This is a genomic window from Chitinophaga arvensicola (assembly GCF_900110835.1).
GTDB lineage: Bacteria > Bacteroidota > Bacteroidia > Chitinophagales > Chitinophagaceae > Chitinophaga > Chitinophaga arvensicola.
Window position 1 is genome coordinate 1050427 of the sequence record NZ_FOJG01000002.1, and the last position, 22197, is coordinate 1072623.

Here is a 22197-nt window from a genome sequence, read left to right on the forward strand (position 1 = left end):
GTTACGGTCTGTTTGTTATTAAATGCTATTTCAGGAAGATCTTCCGGATAGCCTTGTTGGCCTTATCTACCACATAGATATCACCATCCTTGTCTATTGCCATATCAGACATGCCATATCCGAATCTGGCCTGATCAAAAGCACCATCTGCAAACCCTCCTTCTGTAATAATGACGGTGGTTACTTCTTTCGCTACCAGATCTGCTTTTCTGATGGCATAGCTCACGCCGTCCAGGATATACAGACTGTTATTATCTGCTACCAGGCTGGTAAGATTGTAATTCAATAAAGCAGTGGCGAAAGATCCGTCCTGGTATCCCGGATTGTAGGGATTACCAATCAATGCCCTGGGATAGTAACCCAACACAGATCCGCTGGGAATAAAGCTGACACCGGATTCATACTGATCTTTGCTGATGTAAATGTTACCGGCTTTATCTATTGCAGGGCGGCAATCGTCAAATAACCCGATGCTGGAAATTTTCGTAACCCCGTTGATATTATACCGGAAGATGCCTTCAAATCCCCTGGCCGTATAGAAATTACCATCAGGGCCAAACGTCAGGCTACCGCCTGTGAACTGTGTACTTACGGTAGTAACTACACCCGCAGGTGTAATTTTCCGCAACCCTCCATCCATTACGTAGATGTTATCGTTGTTATCCACCGCCATTCCACGGATATAGTTAAATCTTGCTGCTGTACCCGTTCCATCTTTCTGACCACCCTCTCCTGTTTCACTGCCCGCCAGCACGGTGACATTACCATCAGGCGATATTTTATGCACCTGTGTGTTATTGGAAACGTACACATTTTTATTACGGTCTACTGCTATTTTGGAGATGGTCCAGCTAAACGTATTGCTATTCGGACCACCCGCCAGCGTCATCACCCCTGCCCTTCTGAATAACTTTGGTGCAATAGCCGTTGCACCCTTCATAACAACCTTCAGTTCCCCGGTACTAACCCCTGCGGGAACAGTCAGCTGGAGCGTTGTTGCAGTGGCAGTGGTAACAGTTGCCGGCACCCCATTAAAGTAAACGGTATTTTCAGCCGGAACACTACTAAAACCGGTGCCGATAATCGTTACCAAAGTACCCTCCAATCCGCTTTCCGGGCTTACCGTCACAATACCCAGCTGCTGGTCTTTAAACCGGGGACCAGCTGTTTCCTGGTCATTCACCACCACTTTCACAATACCATCACCGGTACCACCAGGTATCGTTAGTTTTAATTCTTTACTGCTCGCTGCGGATAACGGCACTTCTACGCCATTGAGAAATACTTTATTTTCTTCCTTCACATTGCTGAAGCCTTCTCCGGAAATCGTCATTTCAACGCCACGGGGACCGCTGAGCGGCGACACCGTATTGATAAGCGGCGGTGCTACAACGGTAAAAACGGGGCCGGTTGTTTTTTGATCATGGATAGATACCACCAATGGCCCGGTCTCCACACCTTCCGGCGCCACTACCACCAGTTTTGATGTACCTGCTTCGATTACCTCTGCTGGCTTACCATTAAAGGTCACCACATTACCGGCAGCCAGCACTTCAAAGCCGGTACCGGTGATGGTCACTTTTGTGTTTTTTCCACCCGACTGCGGACGGATGTTGGTTATGGCCTGGTAGGTAAATTCCTGTCCGCTCGATTCCGCATTGTCTACCTTCACCGTTACCGGTCCGGTACCTGCATCTTCGGGTACTTCTGCTACCAGCAGGGTATCGCTGGCGGTTATCACGATAGCCTCTTTTCCATTCATGAATACTGCAGCGGGCTTACCGGTGCCACCAAAACCTTCGCCGCTGATATTCACGGATGATCCGGCAGGACCATTGAGCGGCGTTATGCGTTGCACGCTCAACGTCTGGTAAGTATATTGCCCGATGCTGAATGAGCGGTGCTGATATTTCAACGTTAAAGGGCCGCTGGCGCCTTTTTCAGGTGCACGCAACACAATCGCCTTTGCGGTGGCACTGATCACTTCAACAGCCGTTTCAGATACGGTAGCAGTATATTGTCCACGATCTGTTCCAAAGCCTTCCCCTTCAATCGTGATCAGCGTACCTGCTTTTCCGCTGTTGGGATAATAACGCGCCACTTTCATTTCCGGGGTGGCCTCATTATCGTGTTTCTTTCTGCATCCACCTGCCGCCAGCAATAGCAGCAAGCCTGTGAGCGCAAACACGGAATTTCGTAGTATTTTTTTCATACTCTAAGTATTATGTATGCTTACTGCGTAATTTTTAAAACACCATCTATCACCTGTAATACACCGTTGCCGGTCAGGATATCTTTTTTCACCACATTCACACCGGTGTTGTTACCGGTCCCGCTGAGTATGATCGTGCCTAACCTCCCCGGTTCCGCAGGATCTTCTCCCAGCTGAATATTCACGGTATTGCCATCCAGCATTACCTGGCGGCTGGTATTTGATGAACCTGTGCTCAGCACATAGTCATAGATGAACCGTCTGTTGCGGATAATATGATAATTCACCAGCCGCTTCAATACTTCCGGATTGGTTTCGCTTACCTGCTGTACAGAAGTATAACCTATCGCCATCATCGCTGCATTGGATGGAGCGAACACCGTATAAGGCCCTGAATTATTGATCGTCTCCATCTGCCCGGAAGTGATAAGTGCCTGCGCGAAGAGCGTAATATTCTCTTCTGCTTTTACGGCATTCCCCAGTTGTTCGTGCACATAGGGCGCCAGCACATGGTTTATCACCTGTATCAGCCCATTGGATGCTTCAATATTCTGCGCCAGCACCCTTGCTCCATTGATGGTGATCACGGTATCCTCACCCTTGATCCAGTGCGTAACAAATAATTTACCGCCCCGGGAACGCAGTTCCTGGTTAAACAGATAGGGCAATCTGTTCAGTTCATATTTCCCTTCCAGCACATGGTAGTTGGCAATACGGGTCATCAGCAGGCGATCTGCTGTCAGTATGTTTCCGATTCCCTGAAAACCAGCGGCGTTAAATGCGCCGTCAGACGGGGCCAATGCGGTATAAGGGCCGGATGTTTTCAGTGTGGCATCCATACCGCTTCGCCTTAAAGCTGCGCCGAAGGAAGAAAGGTTAAAGTTATCGGCCACCACCAGCGTGATCAGGCCGTTATCGATCCCGGCAACGTCCGCATCATTTTTCGTGCAACCACTCCAGCACAGCACTGCTGCCAACATTACCGGTATAAGTATATTGATCCTTTTCATCATTAATCCAGTTTAAATCCTTTGGGAATAAGTAGCCTGTCTACAGCATGCAGGGGACCCATCAGCGTGGGAATATCGGCTTCTGTTACGGTAGCTGCCGGAGCCTCTGAGCCTTTTACTTTTACCTGTGTTTTGCCGGAAGCATCCTGATGGAATTCCAGCGGCATGTAATAGCTGTCATCAACGTAGTCCGTTCCATTAGGGTCTTTAAACGATGCCAGGAATATCAGACGGGACACCGCATTGCCCGGGAACATATTGCTGTAGAATACCGGGTAACTGCCACTTCTCGGGTAATCGCCTGCCGACTCCTTTGGTAAAATGCCCCAGTTTGTATGGAAACTCAACAGCGAATCTGTTGCAAACCGACCTTTCATGCTCCAGTCCTCATAACGGGGCAGCCCACGGCGTTCGTTAAACGCCATCAGATCTTCCACCGTATTAAAACCAGCCGCTTTGAAGGCATCGTTGGTGGGAAGAAAGATGGTCGTAAACAGCAGGTTTATGTCGTCCTCCTCTCCGGTGTACTGATTTAATTTCAGCGCCCATCCATAGAACTGAGAAAAATTTACATTGGGAGAGTAACCTGCACCTTCCTCAAAAATCTGGTTGTATAACGCATCTCTTTGCCGCAACAGTTCCAGCAGTATCGTAAACCGGCTATCCGCTTCGAGCACCTGTAGCAGGGTCTTATCCGGTTTGGGCACCATCTTGTCCAGTAACCATACATATCCGTCTTTTGCCGGGATAGAAACACCACTGCCTGTCACCCGTCCATTTACATAAGTCTTTCCATTCATTACCTGCAGGTGCTGTTTGAAATAATAAATCCATTTGGCATAAGGATTACGTGTATCCGGGTCCGGCATTCCCCGCAATCCCGGTCTCATGAGCAAACTCAGGGCAATCAGGTTATCTGCCCGGTTAGTCAAGGCCGGTGCATCGAACCTCCCGCGAAGTGAATAAAACATCAGCAGGCTGTCCAGATCTTTTGGGTCCATGCCCTGTATTTTGCTGGCCGTATAACCTGCCGCCAGCAATGCTTCGTCGCTGACCGCTAAAATGGTACAACCGCTTTTGGGATCTGTAACAGCAGCCAGGATGGTATCCATATGACTACGCTGCCATGCCTGGTAAAACAGTTTGGCGGGAGATTGGGCCAGCGCCTCTTTCACGGTAATATGAACGGTATCTTTATAAGGCACCTGTTCTCCCTCCGCCGGGGGCATAAATTCTTCCCGGCTGCATCCGGTGGCGAGTATCGCCAGGCAACAAACTGTCAACAGCCCGCTGCCGGCATAACCGGAAATGTCTTTGATCAGGCGGTTTAAAATTTTCATTTTTATCTATTTTATTTGCAATCGCTATTAATCGACTTAAGCTATTTTTTCATCCCGTTACTTCTTTGCCTGGTCGAGCCTCACCATTAATCCCGGCAGCTGATGCACAATACCATTCTCACAGATATTATCCATCTTCACCCATTCGGTGGAAGGAACGGTAACACTTCCAAATACTTCCGGCTGACTGTTACCTCCCGGAACATGTGATAACGATACCGTGTATTCCTGGAAATAGGCTGTTAATTCAAAGTCGCAGTCATCATCCTTCACCCGGTACTTATAGCGGCTTTCGGCATTGATGATCCCGAAAACTATTTTATCGGTAATAAAATATTGCCGGTCATACAGGATGTAAGCACCGAACAGGCGTGCACCCTCATACAATGCGGGGTTCAGCGCGGCAATGTCCTCCATTGTAATACCTGCATCAGCAAATGCCTGGTTGTTGGGCGCAAAAATGGTAAAGCGCCCGGGCCGGGCCAAAGCATCCCACAAGCCAAATTTCTTTAAGCCTGCCACGTATATGCTGTAGGCTGGTCTTGCTGCTAACCAGGCCTGCACCGTAACATCAGGGAAAGGCTTCTGCAGTTTTTTCATGGTATGCATCACTCCGTTGGACAACGTAATGTCTCTTCTGTCTAACTGGCAACCACCGAAAGTGAAAAAGTTCTGCGGATAATTGTATCCTGGCGAAAACATACCCAGTGACGCATACAATTGTTTCCCTGCCAGCGTTTGATATCGTATATCAACACCATTGACAGGTATATCTGACGACAACAAACGTATAGGCAGTATGTGATAGGCCATTACAAAACGGAGACTGTCCTTATTCATTTTCTGAAAATCGCCCGGCAATTGTACACCCAGTTCATGGAAGGCCTGATCTGTAGGAGCAAGCACGGTAAAAGGCCCTTTGCCATTCAATTCTGCCACCAGTCCGGTGTATTCAAGTGCTGCGTAAAAAAGACTGAAATCATAATTGTTCCTGATAAAGTCTCCCGCCGGCCGTATATCTTTATTCGGCTTTGGCACTGTCAGATCTTCATGTTTACATGAAAAAAGCAGGCTGGAAAGCAGTAAAAGCACGGTATAGATGTTGGAATATGTCCCTTTCATTTGCTGTGTTTTTAATTATCTGAATAAGCTCAATACACCGGCGCCGGGTACTTCCGCTGGATAGTGGTGAGATATACAGAACTGTTCACCACTTCAATCGTATTAACTGTTGCGAACGTGCGCGGATTGTATTTCCCTGAATGCACGTTCACCAGCACGTTAGGTAATATCAGGCCGTTGGCCAGATAGCCTGCGCCGCCTATATCCACTTGTCCGTTCAGCAGGCAGTTGACAGCAGCGAAATTTCCGAACGTGAGCTCCCTGCCGGCAACGGCCGTGTTATAGGAGTTATTGGCTACATCTATACCTGGTGTTACCAACTCAAACCGCTGCCACATATCGGTGTGGATACGATCCGCTTCTGCGTCCGCCCATAACGGGAAACTGTGATAAACAGCCGGACGATTACTTTCCTGGTTGCGCACCAGCACTCCCATAAATACATTTTTATAATTGCTCAGAAAGGGTGCTGCCCCCGGATTAGCCTGGGATTTGAAAAGTGTATAAAAGATATTCATCGTATCTTTTATACCGCTTTGGAACGATTTAAGCGTTGGCCGTAAAGGTTTAAAGCGGGCGTCGGCTTCTACGAAACCTTTGGAACTGTAGTTATAGAAATTCACATAGGTGCTGGAATCAGACAAGGATAATTTGTGAAAGTTCTCCTGCCGCAACAGCACACCACATGCCTTGGTGTTAAAATCCTTTTCCAGCACATGCAGGGTATACACTTCTCCGGCGGTCAGATCGATAGTGGTATCGAGCAATACATCTTTTTTCAGTTTTTCTTCCAGCTGAAAAAACGGGATCGTGTTATAGCTGCGGTAGTAAAACATGATCCGGAGTTTTCCGGAAGGCACCTGCGCCCAGCTGCTGAGATCAAATCCGTTCAGTATGGGTCCTGCCAGTACGGTTTCTTTACCGGGATATTCGGGATTATACACGGAATTACTGTTACCGATATGGGAAGGATAAGGTGGCGCATAGGGCGCACGTTTATCCAGGAAATCACCTACAATCTCACCTCCTACCGGTAAGCCGGCAGCATCCATCTTCGGGTTAATGATCATGCACAGGGAAGGATATTTACTGTCTTTGGTATCCATACTTTGCACATAGTTCAGATCGTTGAACACACGGAGATAGGCGGGCGTATCGATTTTAGTATATTCTGTTTTCCTGCATCCGGCCAACAGTAGCACCAGGCTGAACGCCCATAATAACTGTTTATATTTCATTACCTGTTATGTTTAACGATGATCATTTTTGCTTTCTCTGCTGCCGGGGCCAGGTTGTCTGTGCGGCCTATGAGGGCGATGGTAAAAATGCCCGGCTCCTGCGTGGGTACGCCACGACCAACTGCTTCATACAGTTCCCTGCGGGCTACAAAACGATCGCTGGTCAGCACGGTGATATCTTTTGCCCATGCACCGGGCACTACGTCAGGTGCAGAACGGTAAGCCATTATTTCATAGGGCAGAAAGTATAAGCTGCTCCCCCGGATGTAAGGCTGCTCTGTAACGGGAACGCCTGGTTGAAGATTTACGGCTGCACGTCCGGCAGACAAGCCATTGCTGAATGTGCAGGTGAGGTAAGGCATATCGGGAGATAAATTCAGGAAGCGCCTGTCGAACATATAATCTTCCCGCACCTGTTTGAAAGTAGTACCACTGTTGCTGCCATTGTTCACAGTGCCGGAAGCATATAGCTGTCCGCTCAGGTCATTGGCCACCAATACGATCTTTGCTTTTCCGGTTGCATCCGGATATAACCAGGCCGTATAGTTTTGTCCCGGGCGCAATTGCTCTTCGGCGGCAGCCAGTACTGTTCCTCCTGCATTCAACGCTTCTATCCTGGTGGGGCCCTGTATATAGTTACTGTAGGAAGATACCTGGCCATAGGGCAACTTATTCATCAACATGTTACCGTTTACCCGGAAGGAAACTGCTTCGGAACCCGGCAATGCATTAAATCCCTGCAAACGGAAATAAGTAGTATTGGGAGATGGACTTACATCAGTAATGATTCTGAATCCATTTTGTATAGCGCCGCTCCGTTGCTCTTCTGCCGAAGCCAGATAGCTAAAATTGTACGGAGAAATAACGATCGTGTAAATGCCACCCGGCTGGTAACTGAATACCGGCGCAAAGGTGAGATTACCCGATACGATGGCACCGCTGCTGACCAGGCCAATGGTGGAAGTAGGAGGATCGATCAACCTGTTTTCATCAGACAATGCGGCTGCTCCCGGTATCTGTCTGCCATCTGCGGTGAGCACCTTGAACTGATAAGCGCCATATGGCAGTTCAACGTATTCTGATACTTTTTGCGCCACACTGATGCCGGTTGTTTTCTCAGACACCAAAGTACCATCCGCATAAGCAAGGGTTACGGGTCCTCTCAGATCCTCTACCGGTCCTCGCGGGGAAAAGATACTCTCCTTCGGCTGCGCACATAAATTGAGTATACGGATCTTAAAATGATCCGGCCGGGAAGGCTGCGCCATACCACGTTCTACAATCACGTAATCCGGCTGGCCTTCTGCCACCTGCTGGCCAAGTGGCAGGTAATAGTCTTTCGGATGACTGTAATCATCTTTGATCGCCAGCTCCGGTAAACTTCCGTTGGCCCGGTCGGCATCGAATTTCATTAATGCAACACCATTTTTTCCGAACAGGTCCTGCGGTATCATCCAGGTACTTCCCAGGCGGCCATCTTCCGGGAAATACGGGGTACCTGTATATTTGAGTGCATCGGGATCATTGGGCGACTTATACACATAACTCGTTAATTTCTGGCCATTGGCCACCACATCGAGATAGCCTCCCATGTTCACAATACGGGTAGCAGATGGTGCACGGTTAACCGTGGTTGCCCGGTTGTCGGGTATCTGATCAGTTTTTTCTTTTTTACACGCGGGTAAGCCGCAAAGTATCAGGAACATACACACCGTAACGGCACAGAGGCGCTGTATCACCGGTGGTACCGGAATATTCATTGTCATCTTAATATATTTTATAGGTAAACCCAAGCATCATTTCAGCACCGCGCTTATAACTGCGGTTGATGTATTCATTGCCATACCACTTACCACCGGTGCCGGGATTGGCATACACCGTTTTGATAGCAGGATTCAGGACATTTTTGGCGTAGCCCTTTAAGAAGATCCGCTTGCTTAATTGCTGGCTTAAAATAAAATCAAGTACGGGCACCGGTTGTGTATACAGATCCGGTTCACCGGTGAGGTTGATCTGTATCAACCGCTCGCCCACCATATTGAAGGTAGCGGTAAGGTCTGTTCCCAGTTTTTTGTTGTTGTAGTTCAGCCATCCATTAATGGAATAAGGGGCCTGTTCAAACAGCGGACTGTTTCTGGGTGTATTTCTGTCCAGCGAGCTGTTGGCTTTATAACGTTCCGGAGATTTTTTGATATCACTTTGCGCCAGCAGCAAATTGGAGCCGAGAAAGAAGTTGCTCAACGGGCTCCACCATCGCCCCAGATCTTTCACCAGCTCCAGCTCTATGCCCCATACCCGGCCGGTATTAGGATCATTCTGAAACTGGATAGTGGGAAACTCCGGATAGGTAGCGGCCAGGCCTTCTGTTTTCAGGTCGAACACTTTCACCAGCTGGTGCTGGATACGTTTTCCAAAAGCAGAAACAGCGATCACCTCTCCCCTGTTGGGAAACCATTCCCAACGGAAGTCCAGGTTCTCTGTATACTGGTTGATCAACCCGGGATTACCAACTACCAGTCCCATCTGGAATGCATCAAACTCAAATACATTGGTGATCTCACGCAGCTCCGGCCTGGCCAGTGTAGTATTGAAGGCGGCACGGAAGTTCATATTCCTGTTGAGGGTATAGGTAATGTTTGCCGAATAATAGGGTTTATAGGTCGTTTTATAGGCCGCATTCGGTTCTACGGGCACTAATGGGATCTGCGCCCCTCCAGGCCCGGGAACGGTCAGTGCGGGGTCAAGAAATACATTTGCAGTATCCACTGCCGAACCAATATCTGTCATTTCAAAACGCACGCCTCCTGCAATCCGCAGTTGGCTGGTCAGCTGGAGATCCATCATCCCGTAAAATGCATTTGTTTCATAATAGCCGCTGTAGTTGTTGGGCGACTTCCGGCTGTTGTACATAAAGCCGCTTACAGGCGCCATCCCGTCTCCCTGTTGCCCTGTAGATAGCTTTACCCCTACGATCTCATTACCCACCAGGCGATCCGGATTACCTTCCACATCGTACAGTGGAATGGCTTTATCCCGGTTGAAATTGGAGCCAGGCAACATCAGCAGGTTTTCAGTAAAGGTGCGGTCACGGAAAAGGTAATTGACACCTGTCTTGAACTCCTGCCGCTGACCAAACATTTTGAAGGGAAGCGCCAGGTCTGTTTTATAGTTATAATTCACTTCATCCAGTTTCCGCCAGCGGCGGCCATTCGGCTCCGCCTGAATAGTACCGTAGGAACCAAATCCATTTACATAGCCAGAAGTAAGGGCGTACAGATGTTCCGAATAAGCAAACCGTTCACCATTCCCACCGGTTAAAGCGGGGCGTCTGTACCAGCCGCCGCCTCTCGGCATATAATCAGCGAGACTGATAAACCGAAAATCCGGATTATTCTGTGCAGACCGGGAAGAGGCAAGATTGTAGCTTAGTCGCGGAGAATAAGCGCCGGGAAGAAATTTATGCTCCCCCTGCAGATTAAAAGTATTGAGGTTGCGGAATGATTGTTTCAGTGAATAAATAGTACTGTTTACCTCACCCGGCAAACCGGTATATTCATACTTTCCCTGGAGCTGCGTGGCCGTATTTTCGCCACCCCAGCTACCCACATACTGCATACTGATTTCATGACGCGGGGAAAAGCGGTAAGTCAGTCCGGCCAACACGCCATAGTTAAGCGTTTCTGTTCCGGTATTTTCCTTGTAGGTCTGATACTTGCCCATATACAGGCTATTCGGGGTGATGTAATTAGGGATATTGCGAAAGCTGTATACATCCGGATTTCCTGTTACAATTCCCTGGTAAATACTATACTGGGTCAGGTCTCCGCCTTGAATATCTGTTATCCGGCGGTAATAATTCCCTCCCAGGATCAACCCGAGATGATGTTTCTTAAACACCGTAAACCGGTTCCCGTAGGTAGCTGAGTATAATTGGTTCAGCGGCGCTTTACGGTACCGGGTGCTCATCACAGGATCGAACCCCTGCATGATTTTGTTCACCCGGTCTACCTCACGCCAGCCGTCAACACTGTAATGACTATTCGCCACCATCCGTTGTATACCGTCTGATCCATCCGGGTATTGTTGCGCCAGGGCTTTAAATTCCGGGGAAAGATTTTTGCGGTTGATTCGTGTGCCCAGGAAGCCCATTTCACTGTTCCAGAAGCTATTGAAACTTCCTCCCATACCCACATTGGAATTAAAACCTGTTTGCGCCACTACTTCAAGCGTAAGGCTGTCCGGGACAGATTTTGTTTTCAGTTCCACGATGCCGGCAGCGGCATCGGCCGGTTTATCGGGCGTTACTGTTTTGTAGATGGTGATATTGTCCAGCAGGGAAGCCGGTACAAGATCCAGGGGGATAGCGCTTTTGTCCGGATCAGAAGAAGCCAGGCGTACCCCGTTCAGCTGGCCGATCACGCTTCTGTCGCCAAGACCACGCACCGCCACATACTTATCGTCGGTTACTGTTACCCCGGCTACCCTTTGCAATGCCTGCGTAGTGGTGATGCTGGCTGTACGTTCGATCTGCTGTGCAGAAATAGCATCCTGTACAATAGCTGCGCGGCGGCGTTCATCCAATACAGACATTTCGGTGTTGCTGTTACGGCGGGCTTCTACTGTTACTTCATTTAAAGTAGAAGACGTTCCTTTTAGTACTACTATTAAGCTGCCATTCGGAGAATTGACTGTTACCTCTTCCATTTTGTAGCCCACAATGGTGAACTGCAATGTGGCTCCCTGTGGCACCGTGATAGCAAACAATCCGTCGCCATCACTGATAACGCCGGTCTGCCTGCCTTTTACCCGGATCGTAACACCGGGCAAAGGTGTTTTATGGAGATCCAATACTTTACCGGATACTTTCCATTGTTGCCCGGCAGGCTGCTGCACATCGTCGGGGGCCGTTTTGCGTATTACAATTTTTCCATCCATCATCCGCCATACGAAGCCGTTTGAGCGAAGCATTTTTTCCAGTATCACAGATACAGGCTGATTCGTAAACACGCCAGTAAAAGTGGCCCTGACTTCCCTTAACTCACTCGGTTGATAATAGAAGGGCATGCCGCTGGCGGTTTCCAGTTTTTTCAGACAACTGAGCAGGTCTTCTTTTTCGAAGCGGATAGTCAGTTTTGGATCGGAAGACTGCCGGGCAGATGCTCCTGTTGTAAAGGATAAGGATAAAAGGCAAAACAGTAATATCCTGTAGCATTGCTGGTGATAAAATAACCCTGTTAAAAGTTTTCGCATTATTATTTTTCTTTAGTTTCAGGCATGCCGCTACCGTTTACTGCATTGGCATGCAATATTTTTATATCAATAACCGTAAGCCTGTTTATTTTGTAATGACCGCGATATTATCCCGCGTGATAGTATATTTCAAACCAGACGAAAAACACACTACATCCAGTATCTCTTTTCCTGATTCATGACTTTTAAATGCACCACTGAAAGTGGCTCCTTTTTTAATGGCATTGGGATGGATGCTGATCTTCATACCATAGCGGTCTTCCAGGGCTTTCAACACCTCTTCCAGCCCCGTTTCCCGGAACACCAGTACATTCCGGGTCCATGCTGTTTCAGCAGCGGCGTCTACTTTTTCCATCACGCTAAACTGCCCGACGGTATCATTGTAACGCACTTCCTGGTTAGCAGTCAACACCGCCTGCATCCGGTCGCCACAGCGCACCTGCACTTTACCGGTAGCTACCGTTACGCCAACATCATGTAGCAGTGGTACATTCCGCACTTCAAAGGAAGTACCCAGTACCCTGATATCCAGGTTACCACTGGCCACGGTGAAAGGTTGCTTCTCATTACTGACAACGCTGAAAAAGGCAATCCCGGACAGCCTGGCCTTTCGTGCATGCCCGCGATAACGGGCCGGATAGCTGATCGTGGAGTTGGGAGCAAGATTCACGACCGTGCCGTCGGGTAACACCACCCGTTTTATCTCGTATGGTCCTGTTATATCCTGGTTCCATGCTATCGGAAACAACCGGTCCATTATATCGTAGCGAAACAGGAAACCCGCTGCTGTTATACCTACCAGCATCACCCACACTGCAGCCGTTCTGAGCCACCAGGATCTATTGGCATACCATACGTTGTTACTGCGGCGTTCCCCGGAGTAGGGATTAAGCACACTCCAGATACGTTCTTTTGTTTCCTGTTTCTCACGGTCGGAAAATTCCGCCTCTTCAGATTCAGACAACAACATATAGGCTTCTACCATCTTCTTTTCGTGTGGCGATGCCTCCTCCCGGAGGAATCTGCCGAACAGGGCGGACAACTGATCTTTATTCATTCTTTACTACAATACATTAAAAAATAAAAGGCGCTTTATTATAAGCGCCTTTTATTCGAATAAAGTACCGGTGTTCTATGTTAAGGGAACATTAAGTCTTTTATCAACAACAACAATACAGATTCAAAAACCGGTTTCCTCAAGCGGGAAAGGGCCATCGTGAGCTGATTCTTCACGGTTTGCTCTGAAAGATTGAGTTCTTCAGCGATGGCTTTAACGGAATAGTCTTCCTCCCGGCTCAGTTTATATATCTGCTGCATCCGTTCAGGGAGGTTGCTCACTTCTTTATTGATCAATTCATTCAGGTCTGCCAGCGACAATTTTTCCAACACGCTGCTAAACACCGGCAAAGTATACTCCGTAACCGAAGATATTTCCTCACTTCCCCCGGCGATATTCTTTAATGCAGCTATCACCTCATAATAAACGGACCTGTATAAATAGGCCTGTATAGACAACTGAATATTTCTAGCACTGCGATGTTCCCATATTTTCATAAAAACATGCTGTACAACGTCCTCGGCATCCTGCCTCGATTTCAAACGCTTCCATGCAAATGCGTAAAGACCTTCCCAGTGTCTTTCGAATAAAATCCGGAATGCTTCGGCATCTCCTTCTTTTATCCGGTCCAGTAGTTGATGATCATCTAATACATTCTCCATATGACGCAACGGTAATAAGCTGTATAAAGATAAAGTTCATTGCCTTTTTATACGGTCAAAATAGGAGCGAATGGATAACTTATTGGAAACTTAACATTCGCCGTAAAAACGGGGTATTTAATGTACTGCCTCTGGTGAGTATTCAGGAGCCCCACCGGAACTAAAATCTGAGGACTAATATGGCATTGTAAATTACCATCAAGGAAAGTTTATTCGACCATATCGTACTTTGAAAGAAAATTGAATACTATAGAGATTCACAAAATTTTTAAAATCAATTTATTATAGCCAACCTTATGCCCTCAGGCCTAAGTAATAGGTAAATCTACACTTTCATTAATAACAAAAAACAGCATACCCTTGAATTTTTGTTTGATTTATTCGTCTCCTGGGCTTGATAAGAATTAGACGTTAAATCTGCGTCTTGTACTTATCTATCGATTCCGGCAATATTTTAGTTGTGAACTGTTGAAGTTGAATCAATATCTCAAGAAAGGTCGAAATAATTGCAATCGGATCTTCCTTTTTTAAATCCGTCACCGTAGAATAATAGTCATTGAAATTGACATGAATATGCCCCGCTATTTTATTCCTCACCGAAATTAGCCTTGCATTATAACTAACTTTAAACCTCTTTAGCTTATCAGTAAAAGCCCTAAAGTCGCTAATTAAAAGTGGATGATGTATGGTAATTAGTTCATTTAACGCTTTGTTATATTCCTTATCGTAGTGCGTAATTGTCTCGTGTATAGTAAGATATCCTTGTTTAGCATAGAATATTCTTAACCAATCAATATTTAAAGCGTTGTTAAAGCCTCTACATATTGTCATCATATCAAGTATCGATATAGTTGCAAGCGCGCTAACCTGGTATAGGAGGTTTATTTCGTATTGCAAGGTATATCCTTGCGATAATTTTTCCTTAGCATCTGAGAAAGCGGGATCACTATCTACAAGCTGATGAAGTTTATCCAGCATTTCTGTAAAAAACAAAATCCCCTCTTCAGTTTCATTATTTAGGAATTGTGAGCTCTTATTTTCCAATATGATAGAATTCAAAATCAAAATAAATTAAAGAAGAGGAACACGGAAATTCTCAAACTTGAAATTCTTAACCTCCTCTCCAATAATTCAACACGGTTAATACATCAATGTAATTTTTTATTCAAAAAATTCACAGCCAAACTGGCTTAAAACAATAATCCTCCAAGCTATTGAAACTTGAAGTATTTTCTATTCCGTGATCTCTATGTACACAAACCGAAGTATTTAATTAATGCCTTTGTCAAAATCCAAACCCACCGACTGGAATATAACCAATTCGTACTATAATCATCTTCTTAGAATATTATTCTTCTATTTGTTAAATTCTTGTCGTTACCAAAATCTCGGGAAGCATTAGAATACTCCCAATTAGTAAAAACTAAACGATAAGGTGCTTCTTTGGCAATTGCCTACGTTAAAAGCTTCTATCAAACTAAAATAAGCTACCTGCTGTTTGGCTCATATATTCCATAGCCACCATTTACTTTATCAAAGAATACGGCTATTTCATGAATCTTGTCCACTGCTATTGAAAATCCTCTTATTTCTTTCGGATGAATATAAAAGGAAGTATCCCTAGAAGGAATATGTTGTGAAGTATCCATTGAACTATAAAAAATATTAATTAAGATCGAATCTTTTGTGGCACAAATTTCCGCCACTTTGTTTCTCTTATCCCGAATTGCGACAGATACTATTTCCTTAACAGATTTAGTTGCGATTAAAGTGTTATCGGCGTAAATACTCACTGAATCTCCGGGGAATAAAATACCTATTTCGACAGATATCTTAGTTCCAAAGCAATAGGTGTTACATCCTGTGTACAGGAACGAAAACGCTATTAAAACAACTGCACTTTTTATAGATGTGGGTATTCTATTCATAGCTATTCGGGTGGATATAATAGTTTTCTTCCTGACTTATAAAATGTGGGAACAGGAATTGGCGTCCCTGGAAACGTAAAAAAAGATGTTCCCCGTGAATAAAGGTTCCTAAAATTAATTTGTCGATTCAATTTACCGTTATTGTAATTTGATTCTATTAAATGTAGTTGAGTAGAACTTACATTATTAGCGCTCCCCTTAGTATGATAAAGGTACTGGCTATAAAAAGTTAGCATGAAATTATATGTGTTATCCTGTGTCTCCCACTGCTGTAAGGCACTAGGTCCGGTTATCGTTTCAGTAAATCCGGAACTACGTACAGTGAATTTAATAATTCGAATGTGCTTACTTCCATCAGAAGCAACTACTCCGAAGCACACAGACCTCCCTTTCAGGTAACATTTCGTACGGATGCAGAAGACTACCCGTTTCTAAAATGGTTACCAGTTCTTTATTACCACAATGATATTTTCCCACAATATTGGCGACAATATATTCAATCATCATGACGTAATTAAAGAATCTCGACCTCCAAATTGAAACTTTACACTGTGACAACACGCTCACGACCTCTCCATTGGATGGGCGATATCGATTTTATCAAAGAAATGTAAATATTAAGCTCCAAATCTACATGCAAAATTTATACAACAGATTCTCCGAATTACAAGAAAGTTATATCTCTCGTTAATCAGGAAAAAATTTATAGCTACCCTTGAAATATTCAAAATGAAGGGAATTGGTCAAGAAAGAGCAGCCTTCTCTTGTAATCGTCACTTCCTATTTGGATATTCCATCTCTTTTCCATAAAGTCTAGCAAGGCTTTTCCTCTTATCTCAATTAAATTAAAATCCCATGTTCTTTCATTCACTACGTTATCTACATTAACTGCAATATTTTTCAATACCTCTCTTTTCTCTTCAAAGCACGCCTCTTCTTTAAAAACCTTTCCTTTGGGAACTAGAATAAAATTACCCAAACTACATGCCGGATAATGCTGTAAGCTCTTTGAGGCCCAATCATGAGATTTCCAGCAACTCAAAACAGGATTCTTAGGCAAGACAAAGTCAATTGCATTAAGCTCCGACCACTTGCTATCATAAATAAGGTCACCTCCTGCCCCCAACTCAAACTCAAACAAAAAATACCTCAAGTGTTTCCATTCAGCATATCCATTTCGATTAGGATCTTTAAAATTATCATTGAGAAAAGCGAAAAAATTCTCAATAGCGAAATAACCTTTTACGTCATTATTACCATAAGTCCAAAGATGAAGATCTGCAATCAAATCAGTCGTTTTAAGTCTTCCATTGTACAAGTCGCTAGCTCTAGCACTGAAATGGTAAGATCCTGTATTCGACCGCCTGAAGGATACATTGTAGAGTAAAAAGATATATGCTTCGACAGATGATAAAAAGTCGACTAGAACTTTATTGTCGCGCTCCTTCATCAGGGATGCTAAGACTAGAGGACCAAAAGATTTAAATCCAAGTCGATTTAATTTTTTTAACCATTCAAGCACTTCATATGACCAACCAAGTTCTTTACATTCCTTGTGATGAGGATTATACATAACAAAGCAACATTTAACAGCATCTGCAATACTATCAATGTAACCACGCAATTGGCCAATATCAACTTTTTCGTCAACCACATTATGCGGAGTGAACACTCTGTCAAAAATATCTTTTGCGTAGAACTCCGGTTCTCTCCGATCATACCGTGAATACATGACCCAATGCGTCTGAAGAAATGTATCATCATCCATCCGCCTGTCAGCAGTGAGACCAAGATACCTATAAACGACCTTCCACCTATCATTAATACTATCTCTAAGCTCTCTCTTTTCGCAATTATCGACGTTTAATAAAGAGCATAGATAAATTAGCCTATTCTTTAACTTTTCAAGGTTAGAGAGTGGTTTACCCCTATTATTCATAGTCTCAAAGACAATAAAAATATCTAGTTGCTTCTCAAGAGGTTTAAAATCAAATACGAGATTCTGAGTAACTTTTGTATAGAGGTTCTCTCTCTCTTCATGAGTCATTAAATGAATCTTCTCATGAAAGAATTTTTTGGCATTTAGTAAATTATTCGTATAGGACGTCTTTTCAAGATTATGTATATCACCTTCATCGAACTGCTCAAATATTTCAATTTTTAGATAGTCATAACTCGGATTGTCTTTGTGATATCCAAAAAGATAACTCTTCGAATTAGTCTTTGGATTCTTTATATAAAGGTATTTTTCAATAATGCCACTTTTGCTATCGAACGATAGTAATTCACCATCTTCCATATGATGGACTAACACCGACAAAAGAATCACAATAGTCGTCAACCGCTGTTGTCCATCGACTATAAAAAATGGACTATCTCTTTTTACTTCGATTAGCCATAAGTCATTACTCCAGCTGCGATACTCGTTATCCTCAACTAATTCTACACTTATCATGCCTGTATAGTGAATATGGTCTTTCTGAAGGTTTCTAAGGTCTTGCCAAAAATCCTCCAAATGGACTGTTTCCCAAGAATACCCTCTTTGATAATCGGGAATTCTATAAACAGCATTTTGAAATATTTCTTTTATCGCTTTCATTATGCTTGAGCATGATTGTTTCTTAAAAAAAGATCAATATCCGCAGGTATCTTCATCCACTGAGGAACAATTCCGAAAATATTATCCTCCTTAATGAGTGTCTTCTGAACTATCCCCGGAATCTTGATCACATTTGTTAATATCGAATTATGAGCATGTGCCTTCCTATTAAATTCATCTGATTTTTCCTTAAAGTATGGAAAAAAGACCCTGAATATAAACCAAAACTCATACTTTCCTCTTAAATATTGCTTTTTCTCACTAATACCATTTATCTGCCTGAAGTTTGAAACAAATTCTTTAAAGGCAAAAAAACTTGGATCAGCCTTTGTGCTCTCCTCTAAAATTGACCTCAAACTCTTAATCCGGTACCTCTTTCTATCTTGGGGTGGAACATTTGGATCATTCATAAGCTTCGTATATTGTCCAGTCGTCAACATTTTTATACAGGAAAGGTTCGACTTGTTTCTGTAAAACAAGTCTTCAAATTTAATTTCGTCAAGATCGCAATCTTGTCCTTTTTTCCGGTAGATAAGAATCCAACTAGTAATAATTTTTAATTTACCGACAAACAAATCATATAAAGGTTTGATGTCCCTGATCACATCATCAATCATTTGTGGAGGAACATCATAAAAAAATTTAGATAAAATTATTCTGTAAACCTCGTCAATAACAAAGTAGTTCTCGAGAGAATAATGTGAAGTTTTAAATAGATTACTTGCTATTGGCTGCGCATTCCCTAATAAATCATCATAGTCTTTATCATAGAAAAATAATACGCGCCCTGGATTATACCTTGCCCATTCAATCTGATTAAAAGCATCAACTAAATTCTGTTTCCCCTTCTGAGAATACTTCTGAATTTCATAGCCATTATAAATTCTAACAGCAAAGGAACGATAGAAGTCATAGTCGTCATCATCCTCGACAAATAGATGTAGGGTCTTCTTATGGGGATGGTATTCGTTGCTAAGATTCAATAGACTGGCCGAAACAGTATACTTTTCTTGCAATTGAAACATTTCAGCAATGTAATCCATGTCTAAACTAAAAATTCGTTAACACCTCGTGCAAATGATTTAAACCTTTGCCCAATAATAAAAGGAGAATGAGTTGCTACAATTAATCCAACCACATCAGCCTCAAGTATATCTTTTAAAATTTCTTCCTGCCATCTCAATGACAATGATATTTCTGGTTCATCTATAATCAGAAATGGCTTGGTGTCTTCTAAATATAAATGAAAGAACAAAGCAACGATCTGCTTTTCTCCAGATGATAATTTCCCTAAATCTATCGTGCTTGTCGGATTCTCATTCAGTATTACATGTAACTTGTTATTATCATAAGCAATGGATTTCTCTGGATTAAGATATTTGTTACATACATTTAAATATTTTTCCAGTTTTCCTTCATGCTCTGAACTGTTTCCTCCTAATTTCAATATTTCGGTAATCTTAAAAGAAATATCATCCATTCCAAACTCAACCAATTCTAAGTACATGGAATCCTTCTTTCTAAGCCATTTTTCTCGATCTCGGCTATCCCACAAAACACGAAATAGTTGATCATCTGGTACAATATTACTTTTTGTATTTGCAGATGTTTCATATGACATTTCACTATCACGTACTTCACCGCTATCATTTACTAGATTATCGTTTGAATTTAATGAATCGATATCATTAAATTCCTTTATGTAATTTCCCAGCAAAACACTGAAATCAGAAAATATAGTAACAAAATCTTCTTCAATTCTCCGATAGGTTGGTAAATATAGAATATACTGCTCCCAATCAAAAAGTTGATTCGAATTACGTTCAGTTATCAGTGTATCTATGAATTTCGCAAGCAGGCCAGGGGGCATATCATATCGTTCCGCAGTTAGCTCAATATTGTGCGAGTTTTCTCGGATTTGATTAAGATCCCACTTTGACAACTCTGTAAGAATGAAGTCCTTGTAAATCGAATAACTCTGACTTAACTCAACTATCCGATCCTGTGGAGATTTAGCAATACGGTAGTCGTTTCGATTGAAGTGATAGGATCTACTATTAATCGTTGCAGAAATTCTAATGAAATCAAATGAACACAGATTATCCCATTGTTTGGTCAAGAAGTAAAAGATTATTCTTAGCAGCGTGGTTTTGCTAGCGCCATTCTTGGCAACTAGAACCAGTTTATTCTCCACGACCCGCATTGACAAATTATACTTCCCGTACAATCCTTCGATATAAAATTCAGATAAAACCATAGAACAATTTATTACTCAATATTTCCCAAACTGACCATCTCAATTTATTGCATTAGCGCAACTTATCCTATCTGGGCTCACATTAGGGGTAAAAATAATATTTTTCTATCTCTTAACAAAAAGTACACCCAGATATTATATGCATAATAAACTAAAAATCAGCAAACTGCATTGACTTCGCATTAGTTAACATCGTTTTCCGAAAAGGGCAGTCACATACAGTTTTTCTCATATGCGTTAATAACTAAAAGAATCGCTTGAGAGGAGAATGACCTAGCCCTTTTATCATTAGTTAAGGTATTAAAAGCAATCAAGTTAAACATCGCCCTCATTCTACTCCTCAACCTATTCCCATACACTTCCTCCAGCTCCTGGCTATTAAGGTTTGTGGTAACATGAGTAATCATCTTATTGGATATAAACAGGTCATACCGCGACAGCAGTATCTCCCCCATCACATTACAGTTATTCCCCCAATAATTCACCGTCTGCTCCACAACCAGGTCATCAAAGCAATGTACCTGCGGCACGTTGGTATACGGAAAAAAAGCATTGGTACTATACCGGTTGATAACATCGTACCCGATTTTACTGAACTCAAAGCTGATCTGCCGGCAGGAAACCATATGCGGCCGGTACGACTCCGGCGCCAGGGCCCTCTTGAGCGTCATAAGAGAGGTTTTACCGCATCCAATCTTACCGGTAAGAAGTATCCCTTTATGGAGGTCGATCCCCTCAGCAGCGGCTATTGCTTCGTCCTGCAGGAAGTAGGCCAGTAGTTTGACCGCCACCGGCCGGTCCACATCATCAAGCCAGAACCGGGGACCATAGATATTCTTTCCATGTTCTTCCAGCTACTGGAAAAGCTGGTAGTAATCATAGGGGCTCTGAGTAGCTTTTGTGTTCATTGGAGTGGAGCCTTCCTGCCCCGGTTGATGGTCTGGTATGTTTGTCATGATGATCGGGTTTGGGTGGGTGAATGTTGAGAATCCATTTGTGCGCGGCGGCCTGCCAGTCGGTGATCAGCGTTTTGCCACCCTGCCGCCAGCCGTTGGCCTGATAGTGATGAAAGAATTTGCCGGCTTCTGTTTCCGGGTAGCCGCAGGAGGTAAACAATTCCTGCACGTCCGAAAGTGTCTTGTGCTAGAATAGGTTCACACTTTGGGTGTAAACCTATTCTAGCACAAGACATGGAGCGCAGACCCTGAAGCGCAGCGGAAGGGGCAAGCGGAAGCCTGGCGACCTTTTTGCCGACTGAGGCTGCAGTGAGACCTTTTAACCGCTCCTATCTTTGCTTCGATCAGCCAATCTCCAAATCGCGCTGATACAGATGTTTGTCTGCTCATAGCAAGACTACAGATGAAGAGTGTCCCCGCAGGAATGCCTAATAGGATTTAATGTCAGCGTCATAACAAGTACGCTATACAAATTTCAAGTGAGTAACCTCTTCAATGGAATTATTAACACTCTCCAAATTGCCGTGAGAGATAAATTTGCAGGCACCCCGATGGCGACTTGACAC

General features: G+C 43.9%; 16 protein-coding genes. 1 reads left to right on the plus strand and 15 read right to left on the minus strand.

The window, feature by feature from the left end; all coding sequences use genetic code 11:
- Positions 1-25: 25 nt before the first annotated feature.
- The 14 genes from BMW79_RS21630 to BMW79_RS21695 all read right to left on the minus strand — a co-directional run bounded on the left by BMW79_RS21630 (position 26) and on the right by BMW79_RS21695 (position 20675).
- Complete coding sequence (locus tag BMW79_RS21630) at positions 26-2212, minus strand: IPT/TIG domain-containing protein (RefSeq protein ID WP_089898017.1); 2187 nt, start codon at positions 2210-2212, stop codon at positions 26-28.
- A gap of 20 nt (positions 2213-2232) precedes the next feature.
- A complete protein-coding gene (locus tag BMW79_RS21635; protein ID WP_089904047.1) occupies positions 2233-3222 on the minus strand; it encodes a fasciclin domain-containing protein in 990 nt (329 codons plus the stop codon).
- Positions 3223-3224: 2 nt separating this feature from the next.
- Positions 3225-4562, minus strand: a complete 1338-nt coding sequence (locus tag BMW79_RS21640; protein WP_089898020.1) for a hypothetical protein — start codon at positions 4560-4562, stop codon at positions 3225-3227.
- 57 nt (positions 4563-4619) lie between these two features.
- A complete protein-coding gene (locus BMW79_RS21645) occupies positions 4620-5684 on the minus strand; it encodes a fasciclin domain-containing protein (protein WP_089898022.1) in 1065 nt (354 codons plus the stop codon).
- A 29-nt stretch (positions 5685-5713) separates the two neighbouring features.
- The gene (locus BMW79_RS21650; protein ID WP_089898024.1) at positions 5714-6922 is read right to left on the minus strand and encodes a hypothetical protein; all 1209 of its coding nucleotides are present in this window, start codon (positions 6920-6922) and stop codon (positions 5714-5716) included.
- A complete protein-coding gene (locus BMW79_RS21655) occupies positions 6922-8688 on the minus strand; it encodes a DUF4397 domain-containing protein (protein WP_089898026.1) in 1767 nt (588 codons plus the stop codon). Before BMW79_RS21655 ends, BMW79_RS21650 begins: the two co-directional genes overlap by 1 nt.
- A gap of 1 nt (position 8689) precedes the next feature.
- Entirely contained in the window at positions 8690-12172 is a 3483-nt protein-coding gene (locus BMW79_RS21660) for a carboxypeptidase-like regulatory domain-containing protein (protein WP_218150404.1), read from the minus strand.
- A gap of 85 nt (positions 12173-12257) precedes the next feature.
- Positions 12258-13229 (minus strand): FecR family protein, encoded by a 972-nt coding sequence (locus tag BMW79_RS21665; RefSeq protein ID WP_089898027.1) that lies wholly within the window; start codon positions 13227-13229, stop codon positions 12258-12260.
- An 80-nt stretch (positions 13230-13309) separates the two neighbouring features.
- Positions 13310-13891 carry an RNA polymerase sigma factor gene (locus BMW79_RS21670; RefSeq protein ID WP_089898029.1) on the minus strand — a complete coding sequence of 194 codons (582 nt, stop codon included), beginning with the start codon at positions 13889-13891 and terminating at the stop codon, positions 13310-13312.
- 411 nt (positions 13892-14302) lie between these two features.
- Positions 14303-14950 (minus strand): hypothetical protein, encoded by a 648-nt coding sequence (locus tag BMW79_RS21675; RefSeq protein WP_089898031.1) that lies wholly within the window; start codon positions 14948-14950, stop codon positions 14303-14305.
- 428 nt (positions 14951-15378) lie between these two features.
- A complete protein-coding gene (locus BMW79_RS21680; RefSeq protein ID WP_089898033.1) occupies positions 15379-15819 on the minus strand; it encodes a hypothetical protein in 441 nt (146 codons plus the stop codon).
- Positions 15820-16543: 724 nt separating this feature from the next.
- Entirely contained in the window at positions 16544-18418 is a 1875-nt protein-coding gene (locus BMW79_RS21685; protein ID WP_089898035.1) for a DUF262 domain-containing protein, read from the minus strand.
- Positions 18418-19461, minus strand: a complete 1044-nt coding sequence (locus BMW79_RS21690) for a DUF4435 domain-containing protein (protein ID WP_089898037.1) — start codon at positions 19459-19461, stop codon at positions 18418-18420. The genes BMW79_RS21685 and BMW79_RS21690 overlap by 1 nt, the downstream gene beginning before the upstream one ends.
- A 2-nt stretch (positions 19462-19463) precedes the next feature.
- Complete coding sequence (locus BMW79_RS21695) at positions 19464-20675, minus strand: AAA family ATPase (protein ID WP_089898039.1); 1212 nt, start codon at positions 20673-20675, stop codon at positions 19464-19466.
- Positions 20676-21070: 395 nt separating this feature from the next.
- On the opposite strand from BMW79_RS21695, the gene BMW79_RS33935 reads away from it, so the two are divergent.
- Entirely contained in the window at positions 21071-21454 is a 384-nt protein-coding gene (locus tag BMW79_RS33935) for a hypothetical protein (RefSeq protein ID WP_177192278.1), read from the plus strand.
- A 97-nt stretch (positions 21455-21551) separates the two neighbouring features.
- Here BMW79_RS33935 and BMW79_RS33940 read toward each other — a convergent pair whose 3' ends face one another.
- On the minus strand, positions 21552-21800 hold the full coding sequence (locus BMW79_RS33940; RefSeq protein ID WP_177192279.1) for a hypothetical protein: 249 nt from the start codon (positions 21798-21800) through the stop codon (positions 21552-21554).
- Positions 21801-22197: the final 397 nt, after the last annotated feature.

Bases quoted from the DNA above. Each gene is read 5' to 3' on its own strand.
- BMW79_RS21685 (WP_089898035.1), bottom strand. From the start codon at position 18,418: ATGAAAGCGATAAAAGAAATATTTCAAAATGCTGTTTATAGAATTCCC.
- BMW79_RS21655 (WP_089898026.1), bottom strand. From the start codon at position 8,688: ATGACAATGAATATTCCGGTACCACCGGTGATACAGCGCCTCTGTGCC.
- BMW79_RS21645 (WP_089898022.1), bottom strand. From the start codon at position 5,684: ATGAAAGGGACATATTCCAACATCTATACCGTGCTTTTACTGCTTTCC.
- BMW79_RS33935 (WP_177192278.1), top strand. From the start codon at position 21,071: ATGAGTAATCATCTTATTGGATATAAACAGGTCATACCGCGACAGCAG.
- BMW79_RS21680 (WP_089898033.1), bottom strand. From the start codon at position 15,819: ATGAATAGAATACCCACATCTATAAAAAGTGCAGTTGTTTTAATAGCG.
- BMW79_RS21630 (WP_089898017.1), bottom strand. From the start codon at position 2,212: ATGAAAAAAATACTACGAAATTCCGTGTTTGCGCTCACAGGCTTGCTG.
- BMW79_RS21690 (WP_089898037.1), bottom strand. From the start codon at position 19,461: ATGGATTACATTGCTGAAATGTTTCAATTGCAAGAAAAGTATACTGTT.
- BMW79_RS21660 (WP_218150404.1), bottom strand. From the start codon at position 12,172: ATGCGAAAACTTTTAACAGGGTTATTTTATCACCAGCAATGCTACAGG.
- BMW79_RS21650 (WP_089898024.1), bottom strand. From the start codon at position 6,922: ATGAAATATAAACAGTTATTATGGGCGTTCAGCCTGGTGCTACTGTTG.
- BMW79_RS21695 (WP_089898039.1), bottom strand. From the start codon at position 20,675: ATGGTTTTATCTGAATTTTATATCGAAGGATTGTACGGGAAGTATAAT.
- BMW79_RS21670 (WP_089898029.1), bottom strand. From the start codon at position 13,891: ATGGAGAATGTATTAGATGATCATCAACTACTGGACCGGATAAAAGAA.
- BMW79_RS21635 (WP_089904047.1), bottom strand. From the start codon at position 3,222: ATGAAAAGGATCAATATACTTATACCGGTAATGTTGGCAGCAGTGCTG.
- BMW79_RS21640 (WP_089898020.1), bottom strand. From the start codon at position 4,562: ATGAAAATTTTAAACCGCCTGATCAAAGACATTTCCGGTTATGCCGGC.
- BMW79_RS21665 (WP_089898027.1), bottom strand. From the start codon at position 13,229: ATGAATAAAGATCAGTTGTCCGCCCTGTTCGGCAGATTCCTCCGGGAG.